18 protein-coding genes and 1 riboswitch are annotated in these 22,151 nt (G+C 67.0%); of the genes, 12 read left to right on the top strand and 6 right to left on the bottom strand.

What is annotated here, in order from left to right; genetic code table 11:
- Positions 1–5 precede the first annotated feature (5 nt).
- Positions 6–236, bottom strand: a complete 231-nt coding sequence (locus BAU07_RS23340; protein ID WP_066663104.1) for a helix-turn-helix domain-containing protein — start codon at positions 234–236, stop codon at positions 6–8.
- Between the two features lie 172 nt (positions 237–408).
- Positions 409–487, top strand: a riboswitch (SAM riboswitch).
- Here BAU07_RS23340 and metX point away from each other — a divergent pair.
- The 5 genes from metX (at position 477) to BAU07_RS23315 (ending at position 5,475) form a co-directional block, all read left to right on the top strand.
- A complete protein-coding gene (gene metX, locus BAU07_RS23335; RefSeq protein WP_066663102.1) occupies positions 477–1,751 on the top strand; it encodes a homoserine O-succinyltransferase MetX in 1,275 nt (424 codons plus the stop codon). Its footprint overlaps the riboswitch before it by 11 nt.
- 56 nt (positions 1,752–1,807) lie before the next feature.
- A complete protein-coding gene (gene metW, locus BAU07_RS23330; protein WP_066665669.1) occupies positions 1,808–2,389 on the top strand; it encodes a methionine biosynthesis protein MetW in 582 nt (193 codons plus the stop codon).
- Between the two features lie 30 nt (positions 2,390–2,419).
- The gene (locus BAU07_RS23325) at positions 2,420–3,658 is read left to right on the top strand and encodes a muropeptide transporter (RefSeq protein ID WP_066663099.1); all 1,239 of its coding nucleotides are present in this window, start codon (positions 2,420–2,422) and stop codon (positions 3,656–3,658) included.
- Between the two features lie 44 nt (positions 3,659–3,702).
- The gene (locus tag BAU07_RS23320; RefSeq protein WP_084025947.1) at positions 3,703–4,581 is read left to right on the top strand and encodes a universal stress protein; all 879 of its coding nucleotides are present in this window, start codon (positions 3,703–3,705) and stop codon (positions 4,579–4,581) included.
- Between the two features lie 54 nt (positions 4,582–4,635).
- Positions 4,636–5,475: a universal stress protein gene (locus tag BAU07_RS23315; RefSeq protein WP_066663096.1), complete on the top strand. Its 840-nt coding sequence runs from the start codon at positions 4,636–4,638 to the stop codon at positions 5,473–5,475.
- A gap of 145 nt (positions 5,476–5,620) precedes the next feature.
- On the opposite strand, the gene BAU07_RS23310 is transcribed toward BAU07_RS23315, so the two are convergent.
- Positions 5,621–6,403, bottom strand: coding sequence for an exodeoxyribonuclease III (locus tag BAU07_RS23310; protein WP_066663093.1), 783 nt, complete (start codon positions 6,401–6,403; stop codon positions 5,621–5,623).
- 127 nt (positions 6,404–6,530) lie between these two features.
- Here BAU07_RS23310 and pyrE point away from each other — a divergent pair, with 127 nt between their 5' ends.
- Positions 6,531–7,211 carry an orotate phosphoribosyltransferase gene (pyrE, locus tag BAU07_RS23305; RefSeq protein ID WP_066663091.1) on the top strand — a complete coding sequence of 227 codons (681 nt, stop codon included), beginning with the start codon at positions 6,531–6,533 and terminating at the stop codon, positions 7,209–7,211.
- A 79-nt stretch (positions 7,212–7,290) separates the two neighbouring features.
- Here the strand turns inward: pyrE and gatB are convergent, their stop codons facing one another.
- The 3 genes from gatB to gatC are packed head-to-tail and all read right to left on the bottom strand — an operon-like array spanning position 7,291 to position 10,596.
- A complete protein-coding gene (gatB, locus tag BAU07_RS23300) occupies positions 7,291–8,745 on the bottom strand; it encodes an Asp-tRNA(Asn)/Glu-tRNA(Gln) amidotransferase subunit GatB (protein WP_066663089.1) in 1,455 nt (484 codons plus the stop codon).
- A 1-nt stretch (position 8,746) separates the two neighbouring features.
- A complete protein-coding gene (gene gatA, locus BAU07_RS23295; RefSeq protein ID WP_066663087.1) occupies positions 8,747–10,285 on the bottom strand; it encodes an Asp-tRNA(Asn)/Glu-tRNA(Gln) amidotransferase subunit GatA in 1,539 nt (512 codons plus the stop codon).
- Between the two features lie 2 nt (positions 10,286–10,287).
- Complete coding sequence (gatC, locus tag BAU07_RS23290) at positions 10,288–10,596, bottom strand: Asp-tRNA(Asn)/Glu-tRNA(Gln) amidotransferase subunit GatC (protein WP_066663085.1); 309 nt, start codon at positions 10,594–10,596, stop codon at positions 10,288–10,290.
- Between the two features lie 214 nt (positions 10,597–10,810).
- On the opposite strand from gatC, the gene BAU07_RS23285 reads away from it, so the two are divergent.
- From BAU07_RS23285 to rodA, 5 genes are all read left to right on the top strand, one after another.
- Positions 10,811–11,854, top strand: coding sequence for a rod shape-determining protein (locus BAU07_RS23285; protein ID WP_057653883.1), 1,044 nt, complete (start codon positions 10,811–10,813; stop codon positions 11,852–11,854).
- A gap of 80 nt (positions 11,855–11,934) precedes the next feature.
- Positions 11,935–12,834, top strand: coding sequence for a rod shape-determining protein MreC (gene mreC, locus BAU07_RS23280; protein WP_066663082.1), 900 nt, complete (start codon positions 11,935–11,937; stop codon positions 12,832–12,834).
- Positions 12,835–12,907: 73 nt separating this feature from the next.
- Positions 12,908–13,375 (top strand): rod shape-determining protein MreD, encoded by a 468-nt coding sequence (gene mreD, locus BAU07_RS23275; protein ID WP_084025946.1) that lies wholly within the window; start codon positions 12,908–12,910, stop codon positions 13,373–13,375.
- An 18-nt stretch (positions 13,376–13,393) separates the two neighbouring features.
- Positions 13,394–15,619, top strand: coding sequence for a penicillin-binding protein 2 (gene mrdA, locus BAU07_RS23270; RefSeq protein WP_084025945.1), 2,226 nt, complete (start codon positions 13,394–13,396; stop codon positions 15,617–15,619).
- Positions 15,616–16,752, top strand: coding sequence for a rod shape-determining protein RodA (rodA, locus tag BAU07_RS23265; RefSeq protein WP_066663077.1), 1,137 nt, complete (start codon positions 15,616–15,618; stop codon positions 16,750–16,752). The genes mrdA and rodA overlap by 4 nt, the downstream gene beginning before the upstream one ends.
- Before the next feature lie 87 nt (positions 16,753–16,839).
- Here rodA and mutY read toward each other — a convergent pair whose 3' ends face one another.
- Positions 16,840–17,913 (bottom strand): A/G-specific adenine glycosylase, encoded by a 1,074-nt coding sequence (gene mutY, locus BAU07_RS23260; protein WP_066663074.1) that lies wholly within the window; start codon positions 17,911–17,913, stop codon positions 16,840–16,842.
- 275 nt (positions 17,914–18,188) lie between these two features.
- On the opposite strand from mutY, the gene BAU07_RS23255 reads away from it, so the two are divergent.
- Positions 18,189–21,827: an indolepyruvate ferredoxin oxidoreductase family protein gene (locus BAU07_RS23255; RefSeq protein ID WP_066663071.1), complete on the top strand. Its 3,639-nt coding sequence runs from the start codon at positions 18,189–18,191 to the stop codon at positions 21,825–21,827.
- The last annotated feature ends 324 nt before the right edge of the window (positions 21,828–22,151 follow it).

Below are 22,151 nucleotides of genomic sequence, written 5' to 3'. Positions count from 1 at the left end.
CGATTTCAGCCGCTGGAACGGCCGTTGCGGCAGGCCGCCAGCAGGCCGCAGGTCAGGGCCATGGCGACCGCCGCGCGGCGGTTGCGAGCGTGCAGCTTCCTGCATGCGTTCTGGACGTGGAAGTTTACGGTCCGCTCGCTGACACCCAGAATCAAGGCCGTTTCCCGGCTGGTCTTGCCGGCCGCCGCCCATTGCAGGCAGGCGGCCTCGCGTTCTGACAACTTCTTTTCTGGCATGGGGGTGTATCGCGCAGCCCGAGGTGATCGCGTTGAGGCGGAATCCTGCCGATCTTGCAGGCGGGGCTACGCCGCCGCAAGCCATGATGCGCCCAGGGGTTATTGACGCGATTCCGGCGTGGCGGGCCGGTCGGGCCGCATGGGCTTGTGCCGGTGCTAGAATCTGCCGGTTCATTCGTTTGGCGCCGATTTGCCTGATCCGCTTGCGGGCGCCTGATAAATCCAGCTAAAGAGGTCTGCATGACTGCAACCATCGAGCAATCGGCCCGTGTGGCCGTATCTGAATCCGGCGCCGCCTGTTCACTTCCGTCCGCCAACGCGGCGGGCGTTCCCCAGGGCGCCGGCCCCCGGTCTGTCGGCGTCGTCAAGCCCATCTACCTGCGGTTCGATGAACCCCTGGCCCTGGCCAGCGGCCAGTCCCTGGCGCGCTACGAGCTTGCCGTCGAAACCTATGGCGAGCTGAATGCCGAGCGCAGCAATGCGGTCCTGATCTGCCATGCGTTGAATGCGTCGCATCACGTGGCCGGCGTGTCGGCCGAGGACCCGGGCGACATCGGCTGGTGGGACAACATGGTCGGGCCCGGCAAGCCGCTGGATACCGAGCGGTTTTTCGTCATCGGCGTCAACAACCTGGGATCCTGCTTCGGGTCCACCGGCCCGGCCAGTATCAATCCGGAAACCGGCAAGCCCTGGGGCGCCGCCTTCCCGATGCTGACGGTGGAAGACTGGGTGCACGCCCAGGCCCGCGTCGCGGATCATTTCGGCATCGACCGGTTCGCGGCCGTCATGGGCGGATCGCTCGGCGGCATGCAGGCGCTCAGCTGGGCGACATCCTGCCCCGAACGCGTGGCGCACTGCGTGGTGATCGCCAGCACGCCGCGCCTGTCGGCGCAGAACATCGGGTTCAACGAAGTGGCGCGGCGGGCCATCATCACGGACCCGGATTTCCACGGCGGGGACTACTACGCGCACGACACCGTGCCGCGCCGCGGCCTGTCGGTGGCGCGCATGATCGGCCATATCACCTACTTGTCGCAGGACGACATGGCGGAGAAATTCGGGCGCACCCAGCGCGCGCCGGGCGTGAACGGCGAATACCGGTATGGCTATGACGTCGAGTTCGAAGTGGAGTCGTACCTGCGTTACCAGGGCGAAAAGTTCTCCCGCTATTTCGACGCCAATACCTATCTGCTGATTACCCGCGCGCTGGATTATTTCGACCCCGCGCGCACCCATGGCGGCGACTTGGCGCGCGCGCTGGATGCCGCCAAGGCCGGCTTCCTGCTGGTGTCCTTCAGCACGGACTGGCGCTTTCCGCCGGACCGTTCGCGCGAGATCGTGCGCGCCCTGCTGAAGAACGGTCGTCCGGTCACCTACGCGGAGATCGATGCGCCGCACGGCCATGATGCCTTTTTGCTGGACGACGCCCGCTACCATGCCGTGGTGCGCGCCTATTACGATCGCATCGCGCATGAACTCGGTCTGCCGCCGCGCGCGGTCGAGGGGGCGGAATGAACCAGGCCAGGACGATAAACGTCGCCGATACCGCGCAGCCGGCGCCCGGCCGGCCGATGCTGCGTCCCGACCTGGCGCGCATCGCCAGCTGGATCGCACCGAGCTCGCGGGTGCTGGACCTGGGTTGCGGCGACGGCGAACTGCTGGCCTGGTTGCGCGACGAGCGCCAGGTACGAGGCGCCGGCGTGGAAATCGACGACCATTACGTCATTGCCTGCGTGCGGCGCGGGGTGGACGTGATCCAGCAGAACCTGGAGGACGGCCTGGCGCTGTTCGACGCGGGGCAGTTCGACACGGTGGTGTTGTCGCAGACCTTGCAGTCCATGCATCGCACCGAGCACATCCTGCACGAGATGGCGCGTGTGGCCCGGTACGGCGTCGTGTCCTTTCCCAATTTCGGTTACTGGCCGCACGGCTTTGCCATCCTGCGCGGCCGCATGCCGGTGACGGGGCAGATGCCCTACGAGTGGTACAACACGCCCAACATCCATCTGTGCACGCTGCGCGATTTCGAGGCCCTGGCCGCCAAGCTGGGGCTGCGTATCCTGCAGCGGGCCACCTTCAACGACGATCGCGAGGTGCGCGTGCTGCCCAGTTGGCGCAGTACCCTGGCGGTCTATCGTTTCGCCGCCGGCTGACGCCGGCCGCGCCGTTCCACGGAGGCCGGTATTTCGTTTGCAGCAAACCTCTATACCCGTCGCCGCGTCGCGCCGCTGCTGCTGCTCGGGTTCGCCAGCGGTTTGCCCCTGGCGCTGACTGCAGGGACATTGCAGGCCTGGGCGACCGTGTCCGGCGTTTCCTTGCAGGACATCGGTTTCCTGACCCTGGTCGGCACGGCCTATACGCTCAAGTTCCTGTGGGCGCCGCTGGTCGACCGCTATGTGCCGCCCATATTGGGGCGCCGCCGTGGCTGGATGCTGCTGACGCAAGTGGCGCTGGCGGCGGCCATTGCGGCCATGGGGCTGTTCAACCCGGGCAATGCCCTGCTGCCGCTGGCCCTGCTGGCGGTCTTCGTGGCGTTCCTGTCCGCGACGCAGGATATCGTCTTCGACGCCTACAGCACCGACGTGCTGCACAAGGAGGAACGGGGCGCCGGCGCCGCCATGAAGGTGTTGGGATACCGGATCGCGATGCTGGTTTCCGGCGGCCTGGCGCTGGTCCTGGCCGACACCTGGCTGGGGTGGGGCAAGATGTATGTCCTCATGGGAGGCCTGATGGCCGTGGGGATGCTGGCCACGCTATGGGCGCCGGAACCGGAGCGGCCCGCTCCGCCGCCGCGCACCCTGACGGCCGCCGTGGTGGAGCCGCTGCGCGAATTCTTCACCCGGCCCGGCGCGCTGGGCCTGCTGGTGTTGATCGTCCTGTACAAGCTGGGCGATGCCTTCGCCGGCGCCCTCTCGACCACGTTCCTGCTGCGCGGCGGGGGTTTCACGGTGACGGAGGTGGGGACCGTCAACAAGGTCCTGGGCCTGGCCGCGACCATCGTCGGCGCGCTGGCCGGTGGCGGCATGATGGCGCGCCTGGGGCTGTATCGATCGCTGATGATGTTCGGCGTATTGCAGGCGGTATCCAACCTTGGCTACTGGCTGGTGGCCGTCAAGCCGGGCAGCCTGGCGCTGATGGCCAGCGCCGTCGGCCTGGAGAACCTGTGCGGCGGCCTGGGCACCGCGGCCTTCGTGGCGCTGGTGATGGCGCTGTGCCGCCAGGAGTTTTCGGCGACGCAGTTCGCGCTGCTGTCAGCGCTGTCGGCCGTGGGCAGGACCTATCTGGCCGGTCCGTTGACGCCCGTGCTCGTCGAGCGTATGGGCTGGCCGATCTTCTTCATGGTCACGGTATTGATCGCATTGCCGGGCCTGGTCCTGCTGCATCTGCGGCGCCGCGAGATCGAGGCGCTGGACCGGATGTAAATCCATGCGGCGGGTGATAATGGTCCGACGGCATTCCGGAGACCATGATGGCCACGCAATCGCTAGCCGCCGCACCCATTCTTCTTGCCACCGATCTGAGCGCCCAAGGCGACCGCGCGCTGGACCGCGCCGTGGTGATGGCCCGGACGCTCGGTGCCCCGCTGATCGCCCTGCATGTCCTGGAGCCTGGCGGGCCGGGCGCCGTGCCTGGCGCGCCATCATGGCACCGCCTGAGCGATGCCCACCGCGAGTGGGCCCGATATCGCCTGGGGCTGGACCTGGACCGTGCCGGGCTGGCTACCGAGATCCGGATCGAAAGCGGGGATGCCGCGGAACAAATCTTGCGGATGGCGCAGTCCGCTGGGTGCGGATTGGTCGTCACGGGCGCCGGCCGCAACGAATCGCTCGGAAGATTGCTGTTGGGTTCCACGGTCAGGAGACTGGTGCGGCAACTCGCCGTGCCGGTGCTCGTAGTGAAGAACCGGCCCCATGGCGCTTATACGGAAGGCATCGTGGCGACCGACTTTTCGCCTGAATCCGGCCAGGCCTTGCGTGCCGCGGCAGCCCTGCTGCCCGGCACACCGCTGACGCTGTTCCACGCTTGCGAAACCGCATTGGGAATGCCGGGCGATGCCGGCCAGGTCTCGCCGGCGCTGCAGCAGGACCTGCAAGGTGAAGTGGCTCGGTTTCTGGACAACATGAAGGAATTGCCGCCCGGCGTGCCAGCGCGCAGGACGATCCAGTATGGCGAACCGGAGACCTTGTTGTCCGAGCATGTGTTTCAAACACGCTGCGATCTGGTGGTGGCTGGCGCGCAGCGGATGAAGGGGATCATGGGCGCCATGGTCGGCAGTGTCGCCGAGCGCCTGCTTGAAGCCCTGCCCAGCGATGTGATGCTGGTGCGGGGGCCGGCCGCCTCTTGACGACCACAATATGCGCGGACCACCGCGTGCGGGGAGCCAACCAGGGAGACGGACATGCATACCTTTTCGGGGCCCATTCTGCTTGCCACAGACCTGAGCGCGCGGGGCGATCGGGCATTGGATCGTGCCGCATTGCTGGCGCGCCAGTTCGGCACGCCGCTGATCGCCTTGCACGTGATCGAACCCCACTCCAGGAAGCTGCTGACGCCCCAGCCGTCCGACGATGAGCGCGAAGCCCAGGCGCAGCGCCGCCTGGCGCGCGATCTCGAAGGCATGGATATGGACGTCAAGCTGGTCGTAAAACGCGGCGACCCGGTCAAGCTGCTGCGCGAAGCCGCGGATGAGTACGGTTGCGCGCTGATCGTGACGGGCGTGGCGCGTGACGAGACGCTGGGACGGATCCTGCTGGGCACCACGGTGGAGAAACTGGTGCGCGAAGCGACGCAGCCGGTGCTGGTGGTCAAGCGCCGGGCGCCCCGGGCCTATCGGAACGCCGTGGTGGCCAGCGATTTCTCGGAAGGCTCGCGGCAGGCGCTGCGGGTCGCGTTGAAGATGCTGCCCGTATCGGGACTGACGCTGTTCCATGCGTTCGACCTGCCGTCGAATCCCAAGGATGAGCTGACGGCGCGCGGCTTCCAGCGCACCGCGGAGGAGGCGGCCACGGAATTCCTGGAGGCCACGCCCGAACTGCATGGCAGCGAAAAGCCGAAGATACACGTGGCCGCCGGTATACCGGAGCGCGTCCTGACCACCTACGTGGAGCAGACCAACTGCGAGCTTCTGGTGAGCGGCACGCATGGCGCCACGGGCCTGGCGCGTACCGCGATCGGCAGCGTGGCGGATTCCCTGATCGAGAAAGCGCCTTGCGATGTACTGGTGGTGCGCCATGCCTGACGGCGTTGCCGCGTGCTGGCGGCGTGCCGGGCTTTAACGGCGTGCCGCCTGCGGGGCGGTGCGCTGCGCCGGGCCGGCGTGCCTCGGCCGCGACGCCGGACCCGGGCCGGTTGTATGCCTCCGCGCAGCCCGGGCGCCGGGGGCGCTACACCGCGGTGTCGTAGTCGATCGTCAGCGGTGCGTGGTCGCTGAAGCGTTCGGCCTTGTAGATCGACGCCGCCGTCGCCAAGGCGGCGATCTCCGGCGTGGCGATCTGGTAATCGATGCGCCATCCGACGTTCTTGGCCCAGGCCTGTCCGCGGTTGCTCCACCACGTATAAGCCTCGCCGGTGGCTTCGGGATGCAGGCGGCGATAGACATCGGTCCAGCCCAGGTCGTTGAAGACCTTGGTCAGCCAGGCGCGCTCCTCCGGCAGGAAGCCGCTGTTCTTCATATTGCCTTTCCAGTTCTTCAGGTCGATCTCGTTGTGCGCGATGTTCCAGTCGCCGCACAGCACGACCTGCCGCCCGCACTTCACCAGATGGGCAAGATGGCTGAAGAAATGCTCCATGAAGGCGAATTTGGCGGTCTGCCGGTGCTCGCCGCTGGATCCGGACGGCAGGTAGACCGAAATGATGGAATGGGTGTCGTAGACCAGTTCGAGGTAGCGCCCTTCGGCGTCGATTTCCGGTACGCCCAGGCCTTCGATAACCTGCAAGGGCTGCTTGCGCGCATAGACGCCCACGCCGCTATAGCCTTTTTTCTCCGCGTAATGGAAGTATCCATACAGCCCAGGCGGGTTCAGCATTTCCAGCGTCATGTCGGCGGCCTGGGCCTTCAGTTCCTGCAGGCAGACGAAATCGGCGTTCTGTTGCGCGAGCCAGGGGAAGAAACCCTTGTTGGCGGCGGAGCGGATACCGTTCAGGTTGGCGGAGATGATGCGCAGCATGGCGGCGGGAATCCAAGGTTCGGGACGGGCGCTAGGGTACCCGAAAAGGCGCGCGGCGGCAGGGCTGGGGGGCGGAGCAGGCATAATTGCGGTTTGTCCAGAACCGCGCCCATTTTCCGGTAACCGTATGACCGCCAGCTCCGTATCATCCGTCGACTTCGTCCGTTTCGCGCTCGAACAGGGCGTGCTGCGCTTCGGCAGCTTCAAGGTCAAGTCCGGCCGCCTCAGCCCTTACTTTTTCAATGCGGGGCTGTTCAATGATGGCGCGTCCGTGGGGCGGCTGGCGCGGTTCTACGCCGGCGCGCTGCTGGATTCCGGCCTGCGCTTCGATATGCTGTTCGGGCCGGCCTACAAGGGCATCCCCTTGGCGACCGCGACCGCGGTGGCCCTGGCCGCCGACCCGCGCACGGACGGCCGGGCGGTGCCCTTCGCCTACAACCGCAAGGAAGCCAAGGACCACGGCGAGGGCGGCACCCTGGTGGGCGCGCCGCTGGCCGGCAAGGTGGTCATCATCGATGACGTCATCACGGCCGGCACCTCGGTGCGCGAATCGGTGGACATCATCCGCGCGGCGGGCGCCGAACCGGCGGCCGTACTGATCGCGCTCGACCGCATGGAGCGCGCCGGCCCGGACGACGCGCTTTCGGAGCATTCGGCCGTGCAGGACGTCAGCCGCACCTATGGCATACCGGTCATCAGCATTGCCTCGCTGACGGACATCCTGGCCTTGCTGCAAGACGCGCCCGCGTTCGCCGAACACGGGCAGGCCGTGCTGGAATACCGCAACCGGTACGGCGTGCGCGGCTGAAGCGGGAATCTGGCGCGGCGCGCCATGCCCATGTCGGCCACCGGCAGGGGCATGGCATGTCCCCTGTCCCGCCACGACCCTATCCCAGTTTCTGCTTCAGCAGGTCGTTGACCTGCTGCGGGTTCGCCTTGCCCTTGGCGGCCTTCATGATCTGGCCGACCAGGGAGTTGAATGCCTTCTGCTTGCCCGCCCGGTATTCCTCGACCACGGCCGGATGGGCAGCCAGCACTTCGTCGATCATGGCGCCGATGGCGCCGCTGTCGCTGATCTGCTTCAGGCCGCGTGCTTCGATGATGGCGTCCGGCTGGCCTTGCTGTTCGCCCGCCCACATGCCGGCGAAGACGTCCCGCGCGATCTTGTTGGAAATCGTGCCGTCCAGGATGCGCGCGATGAGCGCCGCCAGCGCCAGCGCCCCGACGGGGGACTGGCCGATGTCCAGCTCGTCGCGGTTCAGCGCCGCGGCCAGTTCGCCCATGACCCAGTTGGCCGCCTGCTTGGCCTGGCCGTCCGGTAGCGCCTTGGCCACCGCCTCGAAATAATCCGCCATGCCGCGGCTCGTGGTCAGCTGGGCGGCGTCGTAGGCCGACAGGCCGTACTGGGTTTCGAAGCGCGCCCGCTTGTCGGCCGGCAATTCCGGCATCGTGGCGCGTACTTCTTCTATCCATGCCGGCGAAATCACCAGCGGCGGCAGGTCGGGATCGGGGAAGTAGCGGTAGTCGTGCGCGTCTTCCTTGCTGCGCATGCTGCGCGTTTCGTCGCGGTCGGCGTCGTACAGCCGGGTTTCCTGCACCACCGTGCCGCCGTCCTCGATCAGTTCGATCTGGCGCCGCGCCTCGTAAACGATGGCGCGTTCCAGGAAGCGGAACGAGTTGACGTTCTTGATTTCCGTGCGGGTGCCGAATTCCTTCTGGCCCACCGGCCGCACCGACACGTTGGCATCGCAGCGGAACGAGCCTTCCTGCATGTTGCCGTCGCAGATGCCCAGCCATACCACCAGGCTGTGCAGGGCGCGTGCATAGGCCACGGCTTCCGCGGCGGAGCGCATCTCCGGCTCGCTGACGATTTCGAGCAGCGGCGTGCCGGCGCGGTTCAGGTCTATGCCGCTGGCCGGCGCGCCGTTGGCAAGCTGGAAGTCGTCGTGCAGCGACTTGCCGGCATCCTCTTCCAGGTGCGCGCGGGTCAGCCGCACGGTCTTGGCGGTTTCCCCGACAAAGAAGGAAATCGTGCCGCCCACCACCACCGGCAGCTCGTACTGGCTGATCTGGTAGCCCTTGGGCAAGTCCGGGTAGAAGTAGTTCTTGCGCGCGAACACCGAGCGGGGCGCGACCTGTCCGCCCACCGCCAGCCCGAAGCGGATGGCGCGTTCGGCGGCGCCGCGGTTCATCACCGGCAGGCTGCCGGGCAATGCCAGGTCGACCACGTTGGCCTGGGTGTTGGGCGCCGACCCGAAGCGGGTGCTGCTGTTCGAGAAGATCTTGGATTCGGTGGAAAGCTGGGTATGCGTTTCCAGCCCGATGACAATTTCCCAGTCCATGTCAGGCATCCTGGCTTGCCGGCGCGCGTAGGTGCCAGTCGGTCACGTGTTGGTAGCGGTCGGCGATGGCCAGCAGGCGGCCTTCGTCGAAATAGTTGCCGATAATTTGCAGGCCGACGGGCCGGCGGCTGTGCGCGCCGCTGCCGAAGCCGCAGGGCACCGACATGGCGGGCAGGCCCGCCAGGCTGACGCCCAATGTGTAGATATCCGCCAGCCAGTCCGCCGTGGGGTCGTCGCGGTTTTCGCCGATGTCCTTGGCCACCGTCGGGGCCACCGGCCCCATGATGACGTCGCATTGTTCCAGCGCCCGCTGGAAGTCCTGCGCGATAAGCCGGCGCAGCCGCTGCGCCTGCAGATAATACGCATCGTAGTAGCCATGCGACAGCACATAGGTGCCGATCAGTATCCGCCGCTTGACCTCCTCGCCGAAGCCTTCGGCGCGCGAGCGGCTGATCATCTCGGTCAGGTCGGCGTAGTCGGCGGTGCGGTGGCCGTAGCGCACGCCGTCGTAGCGCGCCAGGTTGCTGGAGGCTTCCGCGGGCGCGATGACGTAGTACGCCGGGATGGCCAGTTCCGTGCGCGGCAAGGAGATCTCGACCCGGCGCGCGCCCAGCGCTTCGAACTGAGCCAGCGCCGCCTGCACCGCCGCGCGTACGTCGTCGGCCAGGCCATCACCCAGGTATTCGGCGGGAACGCCGATGCGCAGGCCGGCCAGCGGCTGGGCGCCGCCGGCTTCGTAGCGCGCTTGCGCGCCATCGAAGTCACGCTGCACGCGGCCGGGCGCGTTGGCGACCGGGCCGCAGTTCTGCACGCTGGTCGCATCGCGCGGATCGAAACCGGCCATGGCGTCGAGCAACGCCAGCGCATCGCGGCTGCTGCGCGCCAATGGGCCGGCCTGGTCCAGGCTGGAGCCGAACGCCACGATGCCGAAGCGCGAGACCGTTCCGTAGGTCGGCTTGATGCCCGTGACGCCGCACAGGGACGCCGGCTGGCGGACCGAGCCGCCCGTGTCGGTTCCCGTGGCGGCTGCCACCAGGCGCGCCGCGACGGCGGCCGCCGAGCCGCCCGAGGAGCCGCCGGGCACGGCGGCGCGGTCCCAGGGGTTGCGCACCGGTCCGAACGCCGAATTCTCGTTGCCGGAGCCCATGGCGAATTCGTCGCAATTCAGCTTGCCGATGGACACCGCGCCCGCCTCCTGCAGGCGCTCCACCACGGTGGCGTCGAAGGGGCTGACGTACTGCCCCAGCATCCGGCTGCCCGCCGTGGTGCGCCAGCCGCGCGTCACGAAGGCGTCCTTGTGGGCGATGGGCACGCCCGTGAGCGGGCCCGCCGTACCGGCGGCCAGCGCCGCGTCGGCCGCGCGGGCCTGCTGCAGGGTCAGGTCGGCATCGATGTGCAGGAAGGCGTTCAGGTCGGCGGCGTCCTGGGCGGCGTCCAGGGCGCTGCGGGCCAGTTCGACGGCGCTGACCGCGCGCCGGTCCAGCGCCTGCCGCAGCGCCGCGATATCGGCGAATTCGGTATGCAAAGCGTGCTTGGCCATGACTACTCCAACACCTTGGGGACCAGGAACAGCCCATCCCGGGCGTCCGGTGCATTGCGCATCAGGGCCTCGCGTTCGGCTTCCGACCCGGACTCGGTCGCCCGGTCTTCGCGCAGGCGCAGGGCCACGTCCTCGTGCGCCGACAGCGGATGCGCGAGCGGCTCGACGCCTTCGGTATCCACGGCCTGGAGGCGCTCGATAATATGCAGCATCCCATTCAATTCCTGGCGGGCGCGGGCGCGCCTTTCCGGGGTGAGTTCGATTCTGGCCAGCCGGGCAATGCGGGCCACGTCTTCTTCGTTTAGCGCCATGGGAATGTAAAAAATGTGGATGCGTGGGGACGGCCGTTACATGACAGGCCGCGAGCCGTTACAAAGCTTGGAATAGCCGGGATTTGCGGCCTATTTCCCTTGAAATTATAAGTTATCATTCACGGTTTAATCGCTGCACCCGCAGGCGCGCCGTTCTGGCCGACGCCCGGTAGCAGTACGTCCCCAAATTCCTGATCTAGCTGAGCCTATATCCATGTTCGGATTCCTGCGTAGTTATTTTTCCAGCGATATGGCGATCGATCTCGGCACGGCCAATACGCTGATCTACGTCCGCGGCAAAGGCATCGTGCTGGATGAACCCTCCGTCGTCGCTATCCGCCACGAGGGCGGCCCGAATGGCAAGAAGATCATTCAGGCCGTCGGCCATGAGGCCAAACAGATGCTCGGGCGCGTGCCCGGCAACATCGAAGCCATACGTCCCATGAAGGACGGCGTCATCGCCGACTTCACCGTGACCGAGCAGATGCTCAAGCAGTTCATCCGCATGGTCCACCCCCGCAATATGCTGGCGCCCAGCCCGCGCATCATCGTTTGCGTTCCTTGCGGCTCCACCCAGGTGGAACGGCGCGCCATCCGTGAGTCGGCGCTGGGCGCGGGCGCCTCGCATGTTTACCTGATCGAAGAACCCATGGCTGCCGCCATCGGCGCCGGCCTGGCCGTGTCCGATGCCAGCGGCTCCATGGTGGTGGACATCGGCGGCGGCACCACAGAAGTCGCCGTCATCTCGCTGGGCGGCATGGTGTACAAGGGCTCCGTCCGTGTGGGCGGCGACAAGTTCGACGAGGCCATCGTCAATTACATCCGCCGCAACTACGGCATGCTGATCGGCGAACCGACGGCGGAACTCATCAAGAAGCAGATCGGCTCCGCTTTCCCGGGCTCGGAAGTCCGCGAGATCGAAGTCAAGGGCCGTAATCTGGCCGAAGGCGTACCGCGCAGCTTCACGGTGTCGTCCAACGAAATCCTGGAATCGCTGACCGATCCCTTGAACCAGATCGTGTCCGCGGTGAAGATCGCGCTGGAACAGACGCCGCCGGAGCTGGGCGCGGACATCACGGACAAGGGTATCGCCCTGACCGGCGGTGGCGCGCTGCTGCGCGACCTGGACCGGCTGCTGCAGGAAGAAACCGGCCTGCCGGTGGTGGTCGCGGACGACCCGTTGACGTGCGTGGTGCGGGGTTGTGGCGAGGCACTCGAGCATCTGGAAAAGCTGGGCGCCATTTTCATCAACGACTGATCTTCGCGCCTGGCCGCGGCCGCCCGCGCAAGGCGGCTACGGTGGCGGCCTGGCACCGGGCCACACGCCCGTGAGTATCCATGCCCCAACTAAACGCCACCACACCGCGGCTCTTCCGACGTGGCTTGCCCGCCGAGGCAAAGCTTGCGGTCCTGGTCGTTCTGTCGCTCGCCCTGCTGCTGGGCGATTCCCAATGGCACGTCCTGGAGCCGGTGCGCCGCGCCGTCTCGGTGGTGCTGTATCCCTTCCAGCGCGCCGTCCTGCTGCCGCGGGATCTGGTGCAGCAGGTAAACGAGTGGCTGAACGCAGCCAACCTAGTCCGTACCGAAAACGAAGCCCTGCAGCGCCAGCGCATCGAACTGGCGCAGGTCGCGACGCATGGCGCGCAACTGGCTGCCGAGAACGCGCAACTGCGCCGGCTGCTGGGCGTGACCGACACGCTGTCGCAGCATGCGGTGGTGGTCGAAGTGCTCTACGAGCCGCCGAACGCTTTCAACCAGCGCCTGGTCTTCAACAAAGGCAGCCGCCAGGGCCTGGCGCCGGGCATGCCGGTCATCGACGAAGGCGGCGTGGTGGGGCAGATCGTGCGCGTGACCCCCATGACGGCGGAGGCCGCCCTGGTCACCGACGAGCAGGTTTCCATTCCTGTGCAGATACTGCGCAACGGGCTGCGCCTGATCGCGTTCGGCGGCAACCAGCCCGGCAAGATCGAGGTGCGTTACCTGGCCGCCAATGCGGATATCAAAGAGGGCGATACTATTGTCACCAGCGGCGTCGGAGGCCTGTTCCCGGCCGGACTGCCGGTGGCGAAGGTGCAGAAAGTCGAGCGCGACACCGCCTCCGGTTTCGCGCGCGCGGTGGGCGAGCCCTTGGCCCACCCGGAACGGTATCGCCACTTCCTCGTCCTGCAGGTCGACGTCAAGCGTGCCGAATCAAATCGCCAGGAGGTCGAGTCCAGTGAGCCGGACAAATCGGAATGAACCGCACACCTCGGTGCTGCGGCCGCGCAGGTCGGTAGAGCCTGAGCGGGTCGCACGGCCGGCGCACACGGTAATGGTGTGGGGTTCGCTGCTGCTCGTCTGGCTGGCGTCCCTGCTGCCCTGGCGGCTATGGCAGCCATCGCCGGACATCCTGATACTGGTCATCGCCTTCTGGTGCGTGCATGAACCGCGCCGTGTCGGCCTGCTGACGGCATTCGTGTTCGGACTGCTGATGGATGTGCACGACGCCGGCGTGCTGGGCGGCAATGCGCTGTCCTATACGCTGGTCGCCTATGGCGCCGTGGTCCTGCATCGGCGGCTGCAGCGTTTCGACCTGTGGAGCCAGGCCATGCACATGCTGCCGATCTTCCTCGCGGCGCGCATGGTGACGGTGCTGGTTCGCGCCTGGATCGCCGGCAGATGGCCGGGCTGGGATTGGGCGGTCGGGACGGCGATCACCGCCGCCATGTGGCCGCTGGTGGGGTGGGTGCTGCACCTGCCGCAGCGCGGCGCCGACGACGTCGAATCCGCGTCGGTCTGATCGCCTTTTCCTTGCCCTATGTTCGAGTTCAAAAAAACCGGCGCGCAGCAGAAACAGCGCTTCAGGCTGCGGGCCTGGGTGGGCGGCATTGCCGCCTTGCTGTGCTTCGCCCTGTTGATCGGCCGCTTCTGGATGCTGCAGGTCGATCGCTATGAAGGCCTTTCGGAACGAGCCGACCGCAATCGCATCACCGTGGTGCCGATTCCGCCGCGCCGCGGCGAGATCCTGGATCGCAACGGGGTGGTGCTGGCGCGCAACTACCGCACCTATACGCTGGAGCTGGTGCCCGCGCAGGTGGGCAATATCGATGCGCTGTTCAAGGCATTGACCCCGGTGGTGTACCTGAGTCCGGCCGACCAGCGCCGGCTCAAGCGCCGCATCGGGGAATCCAGCCGGTATGCCACCTTGACGCTGCGCGACAACCTGAACGAAACCGAGGCCGCGTGGTTCGCGGCGCACGCCTTCCAGTTTCCGGGCGTGGAGCTGCGCGCGCGCTGGGTGCGGGAGTATCCGGAAGGCAAGGCCGCGGCCCATGTGGTGGGCTATATCGGGCGCATCGCCGACGGCGATATCGAGGAACTGGAAGCAGCGGGGCAGATCGGCAACTACCGCGGCACGGACATCATCGGCAAGAAGGGCATCGAGAAAAGCTGGGAAACGCAGCTGCACGGCCGTACCGGGCTGGAAGAAGTGGAAGTCACCGCCGGCGGGCGCCCCGTGCGCACCCTGCGGCGCATCGACCCCGTGCCCGGTTCGGATATCAGCCTGTCCATCGACCTGGGGCTGCAGAAGGTGGCGGAAGAAGCCTTCGGCGACCAGCGCGGCGCGCTGGTGGCGCTCGATCCGGATACCGGCGAGGTACTGGCCTTCGTTTCGCAGCCCTCGTTCGATCCGAACCTGTTCGTCGACGGCATCGACGTGGACAATTGGCGCATGCTGAACGAATCGCCGGATCATCCGCTGATCAACCGGCCCATCTACGGTACGTATCCCATCGGCTCCACCTACAAGCCCTTCGTCGCGATGGCGGCGCTGGAGCTCGGCAAGCGGCGCGCGACCGATCGCATTCCCGACCCGGGTTATTTCGAGTTCGGCGGGCAGAAATTCCGCAATGCCGCCGGCGCGGTCTTCGGCCCGACCGATATGCACAAGGCCCTGGTGGTGTCGTCGGATACCTACTTTTTCTCGTTGGGCCCGGAAATCGGAGTCGACGCCCTGCATGACTTCACCAAGCAATTCGGGTTCGGGCAGATCACCGGCATCGACCTGGACGGCGAAAAGCGCGGCGTGCTGCCATCGACGGCCTGGAAGCGCAGCGCCTACAAGGACCGCGAGAAGCAGCGCTGGTATGCCGGCGAGTCGGTGTCCGTGGCGGTGGGGCAGGGCTATAACGCCTTCACCATATTGCAGCTGGCGCAGGCCACGGCCACGCTTTCCAACAACGGCCTGTATCGCAAGCCCCACCTGGTCCATGCCGTCGAGGACCCGCGCACCGGCCAGTTCGTCGATACCCCAAACCGGCCGACCCACCAGATACCGCTGCACCAGGCCAATATCGATGTGGTGAAGAACGCCATGGCCGATGTCGTGCGCGTCGGCACCGCGCGCCAGGCTTTCCGCGGCGCGGCGTACCAGGCCGCCGGCAAGACCGGCACGGCGCAGGTGTACAGCCTGCGGGGCGCCCGCTACCACGCCAGCTCCGTGGACGAGCGCCTGCGCGACCACGCCCTGTTCATGGGCTTCGCGCCCGTGGAGCATCCCCGTATCGCGGTGGCCCTGATCGTCGAGAATGCCGGCTGGGGCGCCAGCGCCGCGGCGCCGATCGCGCGCAAGGTTTTCGATTACTGGATGGTGCACGACCAGTCCAATGAGCCACGGCGCCAGCCCGATATCGCCGGCAATGGGTCGCCCGCCGTCGCGGCGAACGACGCAGGCGGCACGGCGGCGCAGGCGCAGCCGGCCGCCGCGGGTGGCGCTGCAGCGGGGACGGCCGCCGTCAAGGCGCGCCCCGCCGGCGCCGGGGAAAGGCCCGCTGCGGCGGTCAAACGGCCGTCGTCGGCCACCGTCGCGGGGCAGGCGCCGGGCGCGGGCAGGCCACCGGCTTCGGTTCCCGCCACCGTCGCGCCGGCCGAGCCCGGACGACGCCGGCCTGTCGTCGCTACGGACACGCAGCCGGTAATGCGCGGCAACGGCCAGCCCGGGTTGGCGACCACCGTAATGCCAGCGGCGGGAAGCACCCGATGAAGCGCCTTGCCCTGATCCTGCTGCGTGTCTTCACGGCCTTCGACTGGCCGCTGCTGTTCATCCTGCTCCTGCTGACGGCGCTCGGCCTGACCGTGATGCATTCGGCGGTCGGCAGCACCGACTGGCGTTTCGCCGACCAGTCGCGCAACTTCGTGATCGCCTTCTTCGCCATGTGGGCGGTCGCGCTGATTCCGCCCAACACGCTGATGAAGTTCGCTCCGCCCGCCTATGTGCTCGGCGTGGGGCTGCTGCTGGCCGTCGAGCTTTTCGGCGAAACCAGCAAGGGCGCGACACGTTGGCTGAACCTGGGCGTGACGCGGATCCAGCCCTCGGAGATGATGAAAATCGCCATCCCGCTGATGCTGGCGTGGTATTTCCAGCGGCACGAGGGGCAGGTCCGCATCCGCGACTTCCTGTTCGCCGGGCTGCTATTGGCGGTGCCCTTCCTGTTGATCGTGCGCCAGCCGGACCTCGGTACCGCGCTGCTGGTGTTCGGCGCCGGCTTCTGCGTGATCTATTTCGCCGGCCTGTCCTTCAAGCTGCTGGTGCCGGTGGCCGTGGCGGGCATCATCGGGGTGACCACGCTAGTCGGGTACGAGGAGCAACTGTGCCAGCCTGACGTCGACTGGGTCGTCCTTCACGATTACCAGAAACATCGGGTCTGCACCCTGCTCGATCCCAGCTCGGATCCGCTGGGCAAGGGCTTCCATACCATCCAGTCCATGATCGCGGTCGGCTCCGGCGGGCTGTACGGCAAGGGCTATATGAAGGGGACACAGACCCATCTGGACTTCATTCCCGAACGTACCACCGACTTCATCTTCGCCGTCTACGCGGAGGAGTTCGGCCTGTATGGCGGGGTGCTGATCCTGGTGCTCTACGGGTTGCTCATCGCGCGCGGGCTGGCCATCGCTACGCGCGCGTCCTCGCAGTTCGGGCGCCTGCTGGCCGGGTCGCTGACCATGATGTTCTTCATTTACGTGTTCGTGAATATCGGCATGGTGACCGGCATCCTGCCGGTGGTGGGCGTGCCGCTGCCCTTCATGAGCTATGGCGGCACGGCGCTGCTCACCGTGGGTATCGCCTGCGGCATGTTGATGAGCATCAACCGCAATCGCGGCATCAAGGCATAGGCGGCGCTGCTGGTCCCCTGCGCGGGCAGGCATACGGCGTATCGGCCGGCGCCACGATGACTGACGCCGCCGGGCGGGCCACCCACCTCACCGGGACATCACGCTTTCCGGCAATCCCGCGGCGAACAAGCCGTCCAGCAGCTTGCGCACGGGCGCGGGCAGCGCAGCGCGTGCCGCCGCGCCGGCATCGACCCACTGCGTCGGCTGTACCCGCGACGGCGGATCCCCCGATACGGTGACATACCAGGGGCGCACATGCAGGCGGAAGTGCGTGAAGGTGTGGGAAAACGCCGCCAGCGCGTATACGGTGCCCGGCTCCGCGCCCAGCGCCCGGCAGGCATCGGCCGGCGCGATCGCCACGTCGAATTCCGGCAGGCTCCACAGGCCGCCCCAGATGCCGGGGGAGGGCCGCTGTTCCAGAAGGATGCGTCCCTCCCGTTGCAGGACCAGCATGCCGGTCGTGCGCTCGGGCGACGCCTTGCGCGCCTTCGGCGTCGGCAGCTCGGCCTGCCGGCCCTCGCGCCGCGCGGTACAGGTCTCCGCCACGGGGCAGGCCTCGCAGCGCGGTTTGGCGCGCACGCATACCGTGGCGCCCAGATCCATCAAGCCCTGCGTGTAGCCGGCCATGTCCACATCCCGGCCGGCGCCGTCGCGCAGTTGCGCCTCGGCCACGTCCCACAGCCGCGTTTCGACCTCGCGTCGCGCGGGATCGCCCGCAATGCCGAAATGGCGCGCGAAGACCCGCTTGACGTTGCCGTCCATGATGGGCGACCGCTCGCCGTAGGCGAATGCCGCGATTGCCGCCGCCGTGGAGCGGCCTATCCCGGGCAGGGTCGCGATAGCCGCCGCATCCGGCGGGAAGCGGCCATCCCAGTCGCGCACGATTTCCTGGGCGCAGCGATGCAGGTTGCGCGCGCGGGCGTAGTACCCCAGGCCGGCCCAATAGGGCATGACTTCTTCCTGCGCGGCCCGGGCCAGGGCCTGCAGGTCCGGGAACCGGTCCAGAAAGCGCTGGTAATAGGGGATGACTGTGCTGACCTGCGTCTGCTGCAGCATGATTTCCGACAGCCAGATCCGGTAGGGATCCCGGGTTTTCTGCCAGGGCAGGTCGTGCCGCCCGTGGCGCCCCTGCCACGCGGCGATTCGTAGTGCGAATTCCATAGGGCGATTATGGCACTGCGCTTGCTCCGCGGCCCCCGTGGAACGCGCGTATCCCCGTCGTCCGGACCGCAGGCGCGGCAGGGCGGGGCGGTGCCGCCCGCGTCCGGTGGTGTCGAGCCAGGGATGTCACCTCTTGCGGCACCGCGAGGCCGGCGGTAAAACCCCATTACAGGCAGCACGCAAAAAGCCTGCTCAACTGCTCATGCCGGCCGGCTTCGTTCCACAAGAACCGATCGCCAAGCCGGAATGGACAATCCATGACAAACGGAGACAGCATGAATGCCCCCCTAACGCCGGCACAGCACGCCGCGCTCGATTCGGTCCAGCTCGACGACAAATATTCCCTGGAGACCGGCCGCGCCTGGATGAGCGGAATCCACGCACTGGTGCGCCTGCCCATGATGCAGCGCATGCGGGATGTGCGGGCCGGCCTGAATACAGCGGGCTTTATTTCGGGTTATCGCGGGTCCCCCCTGGGCGGCGTGGACCTGAACATGTGGAAGGCGGCCAAGTACCTGAAGGCCCACCACGTGGTCTTCCAGCCCGGCGTCAACGAAGACCTGGCCGCTACGGCGGTATGGGGCTCCCAGCAGGTGAACCTGTTCCCGGGCGCGCGCTATGACGGCGTATTCGGCATGTGGTACGGCAAGGGGCCGGGCGTGGACCGCTGCGGCGACGTCTTCAAGCATGCCAACGCCGCCGGCACGTCGCGCCATGGCGGAGTCCTGGTGGTGGCCGGCGACGACCACCCCGCCAAGTCCTCGACGCTGCCGCACCAGAGCGATCACCTGCTCAAGGCCTGCCTGATCCCTGTGCTGTTTCCTTCGACGGTACAGGAAGTACTGGATTTCGGCCTGCACGGCTGGGCAATGAGCCGCTATGCGGGTGTCTGGGTCGGCATGAAGTGCATTACGGACATCGTGGAGGTCTCGGCTTCGGTGGAGATCGACCCCCACCGCGTCAGCATCGCGCTGCCGCATGACTTCGTCATGCCGCCGGATGGGCTGAACATCCGGCTGCCCGACACGCCGCTGGAGCAGGAGGCCCGCCTGCTGGACTACAAGCTGTACGCGGCGCTCGCCTATGCCCGCGCCAACGGCCTGAACCGGGAGCTGTGGCAGGTGCCCGCGGAATCCGCGCGCTTCGGCATCATGACCTCCGGCAAGGCGTACCTGGACACGCGGCAGGCCCTGGCCGACCTGGGCCTGGACGAGGCCACTTGCCAGCGTATCGGCGTGCGCCTGTTCAAGGTGGGCATGGTATGGCCGCTGGAGGCCACCGGCATGCAGCGCTTCGCCGAAGGCCTGGATGAAATACTGGTGGTCGAGGAAAAGCGCCAGGTCCTGGAATACCAGTTGAAGGAAGAGCTGTTCGCCTGGGTGGGTAGCGGCAAGAAAATCCCCCGGGTCGTGGGCAAGTTCGACGACAAGGACGGCGGCGAATGGGCGGTGCCCCAGGGCAACTGGCTATTGCCGGCGCACTACGAGTTCTCGCCCGCCATCGTGGCCAAGGCCATCGGCGCCCGCCTGCTGAAATTCGAGCTGCCCGCCGATGTGCGTGCCGGCATCGAGGCGCGGCTGGCCTTCATCGAGGCGCGCGAACGCGCGCTGGCGCGTCCCCGCGTGGTCGCCGAACGCAAGCCCTGGTTCTGTTCCGGGTGCCCGCACAACACGTCGACGCGAGTGCCGGAAGGTTCGCGCGGCATGGCCGGCATCGGCTGCCACTACATGGCGCGCTGGATGGACCGCAGCACGGACATCTACACGCATATGGGCGGCGAGGGCGTACCGTGGCTGGGCCAGACGCCATTCACCGAAGAAAAGCATGTGTTCGCCAACCTGGGCGACGGCACCTACTATCATTCCGGCCTGCTGGCGATACGCGCTGCCGTCGCCGCCAAGGCGCCGATTACCTACAAGATCCTCTTCAACGACGCGGTCGCGATGACCGGCGGCCAGCCGGTCGACGGGCCCATCAGCGTACCGATCATCACGCGCCAGATGGCGGCGGAAGGCGTCGGCAAGATCGTGGTGGTGACCGACGAGCCGGAGAAGTACCAGGGCGTCAAGGATCTGGCCGCCGGCGTGCCGGTCCATCATCGCGACGAACTGGATCGCATCATGCGCGAGTTGCGCGAATACCCCGGCGTGTCGGTCCTGGTCTACGACCAGACCTGCGCCACCGAAAAGCGCCGGCGCCGCAAGCACAACGCCTATCCCGATCCCGCCCGGCGCGTGGTCATCAACGACCGCGTATGCGAGGGCTGCGGCGATTGTTCCGACAAGTCCAACTGCCTGTCCGTCGAGCCGCTGGAAACCGAGTTTGGCCGCAAGCGCACCATCAACCAGTCCAGCTGCAACAAGGACTTCTCCTGCCTGAAAGGCTTCTGCCCCAGCTTCGTGACGGTCGAGGGCGGCAAGCTGCGCAAGCCCAAGGGCGTGGACGCCCAGGGCGAGATCGATGCCGGCCTGCCGGAGCCGACGCCCGTCGGGCTGGCCCGGCCGTATGGCGTGTTCATTGCGGGCGTGGGTGGAACGGGCGTGGTCACCATCGGCCAACTGCTCGGCATGGCCGCGCACCTGGAAGGCAAGGGCTGCTCGGTGCTCGATATGGCCGGCCTGGCGCAGAAGGGCGGCGCCGTGCATTCCCACGTCGTGCTGGCGCAGTCGCCGGGGCATCTGCTGAATACGCGCGTCGCCATGGGCGAAGCCGACCTGGTCCTGGCGGGGGACCTGGTCGTGGCGACCGGTCCGGACGCGCTGGCGCGCATGAACCCCGAGCGCACCCGGCTGCTGCTCAATAGCGACGTCTCGCCCACCGCCGCGTTTATCTCCAACCCGGACTGGCGGCTGCCGCGCGACAGCCTGCGGCGCGACCTGAGTACGGCCTGCCTGCCGGGCCAGGCGCATGCCGTGGACGCCGCCGAACTGGCCGTGGGCCTGCTGGGCGACACCATCTACGCCAATCCGCTGATGATGGGCTATGCCTATCAGCAAGGCTGGCTGCCGCTGGGCGGCGACGCGTTGCGACGGGCCATCGAGTTGAACGGCCAGCAGGTGCCGAACAACCTGGCGGCCTTCGCCTGGGGCCGGCGCGCGGCGCATGACCTGGCGTCGGTGCAGAAATTGATCGGAGTCGCCCCGGATGCGGGTGAACCGTCGCAACGCAGCGCGGAAATCATAGAGATCCGCCGCGGGGCGTCGCAGCCGGGCAGCTCGGCGGGTCTCTCTGCTGCCGTTCCGCCGGACCTGGCCGACTTTGTCGGCGTGCGCGAACGCTTCCTTACCGACTACCAGAACAAGGCCTATGCGCGCCGGTATGTCGATTTCGTGGAGCAGGTGGCGGCCGCCGAACAAAAGGCCACCGGCACGCATCGCCTGGCCCAGGCCGTGGCGCGCAATTACTTCAAGCTGATGGCGTACAAGGACGAATACGAAGTCGCCCGCCTGTACACGGACGGGGCCTTCCTGAAGCAGATATCCCAGCAGTTCGAAGGCGACTGGAAACTCAATTTCCATCTGGCTCCGCCGACGTTCTCCAAGCGGGACGATAAGGGGCATCTGGTGAAGCGGTCCTTCGGGCCTTGGATGTTGAAGGCCTTCGCGGTGCTCAGCAAGGCGCGCTTTCTGCGGGGTACGGCTTTCGATCCGTTCGGGCGTACCGCTGAACGGCGGATGGAGCGGGCGCTGATTCAGGAGTACCGGGAGACTATCGGCGGGCTGTTGCCGCGATTGGGGCGGGGCAACCTGGATATTGCGGTGGCGCTTGCCGAAGTGCCTGCGGAGATCCGGGGGTATGGGCACATCAAGGATGCTGCCGTGGAGAAGGCGGCGGTGCGGCGGCGGGAGTTGTTGCAGCGGTTTGAGGCGAGTTCGCCGGAGGGGGTGGAGGTGGGTGGGGCCAGGGCGGCCTAAGGCAGCATTGCCCTTGGCGGCTGTTGCAGGGCTTTGAAGCCTGCAGGGCCGGGAAGGTTTGGAAGGCCCCGCTTGCGGGGCCTTTCCACTGTCGAAGGCCCCCTTATCCAGAGTCCGACTTTCTCAGATCAATGACATAACAAAACCGCGTCATCCGACTTGGGGCCGGCGTGTTATTCGAGCCTCGAATTTTGCTGGCAAAAGTTCATTGAACCTGAAGTCTGCGAAAGCAGGCGCCGGTCGCTAAGGTTCCTACCGAACGTTGGCAGTTTCCCCTACGGCTGCAGTCAGTTCCACTGGGCAATCCTTGTTTCAGGGAATGGC

Source organism: Bordetella flabilis, assembly GCF_001676725.1.
GTDB lineage: Bacteria > Pseudomonadota > Gammaproteobacteria > Burkholderiales > Burkholderiaceae_B > Bordetella_C > Bordetella_C flabilis.
The sequence above is the reverse complement of the archived record's forward strand: the minus strand, read 5'-3'. Positions and strand labels throughout refer to the sequence as shown.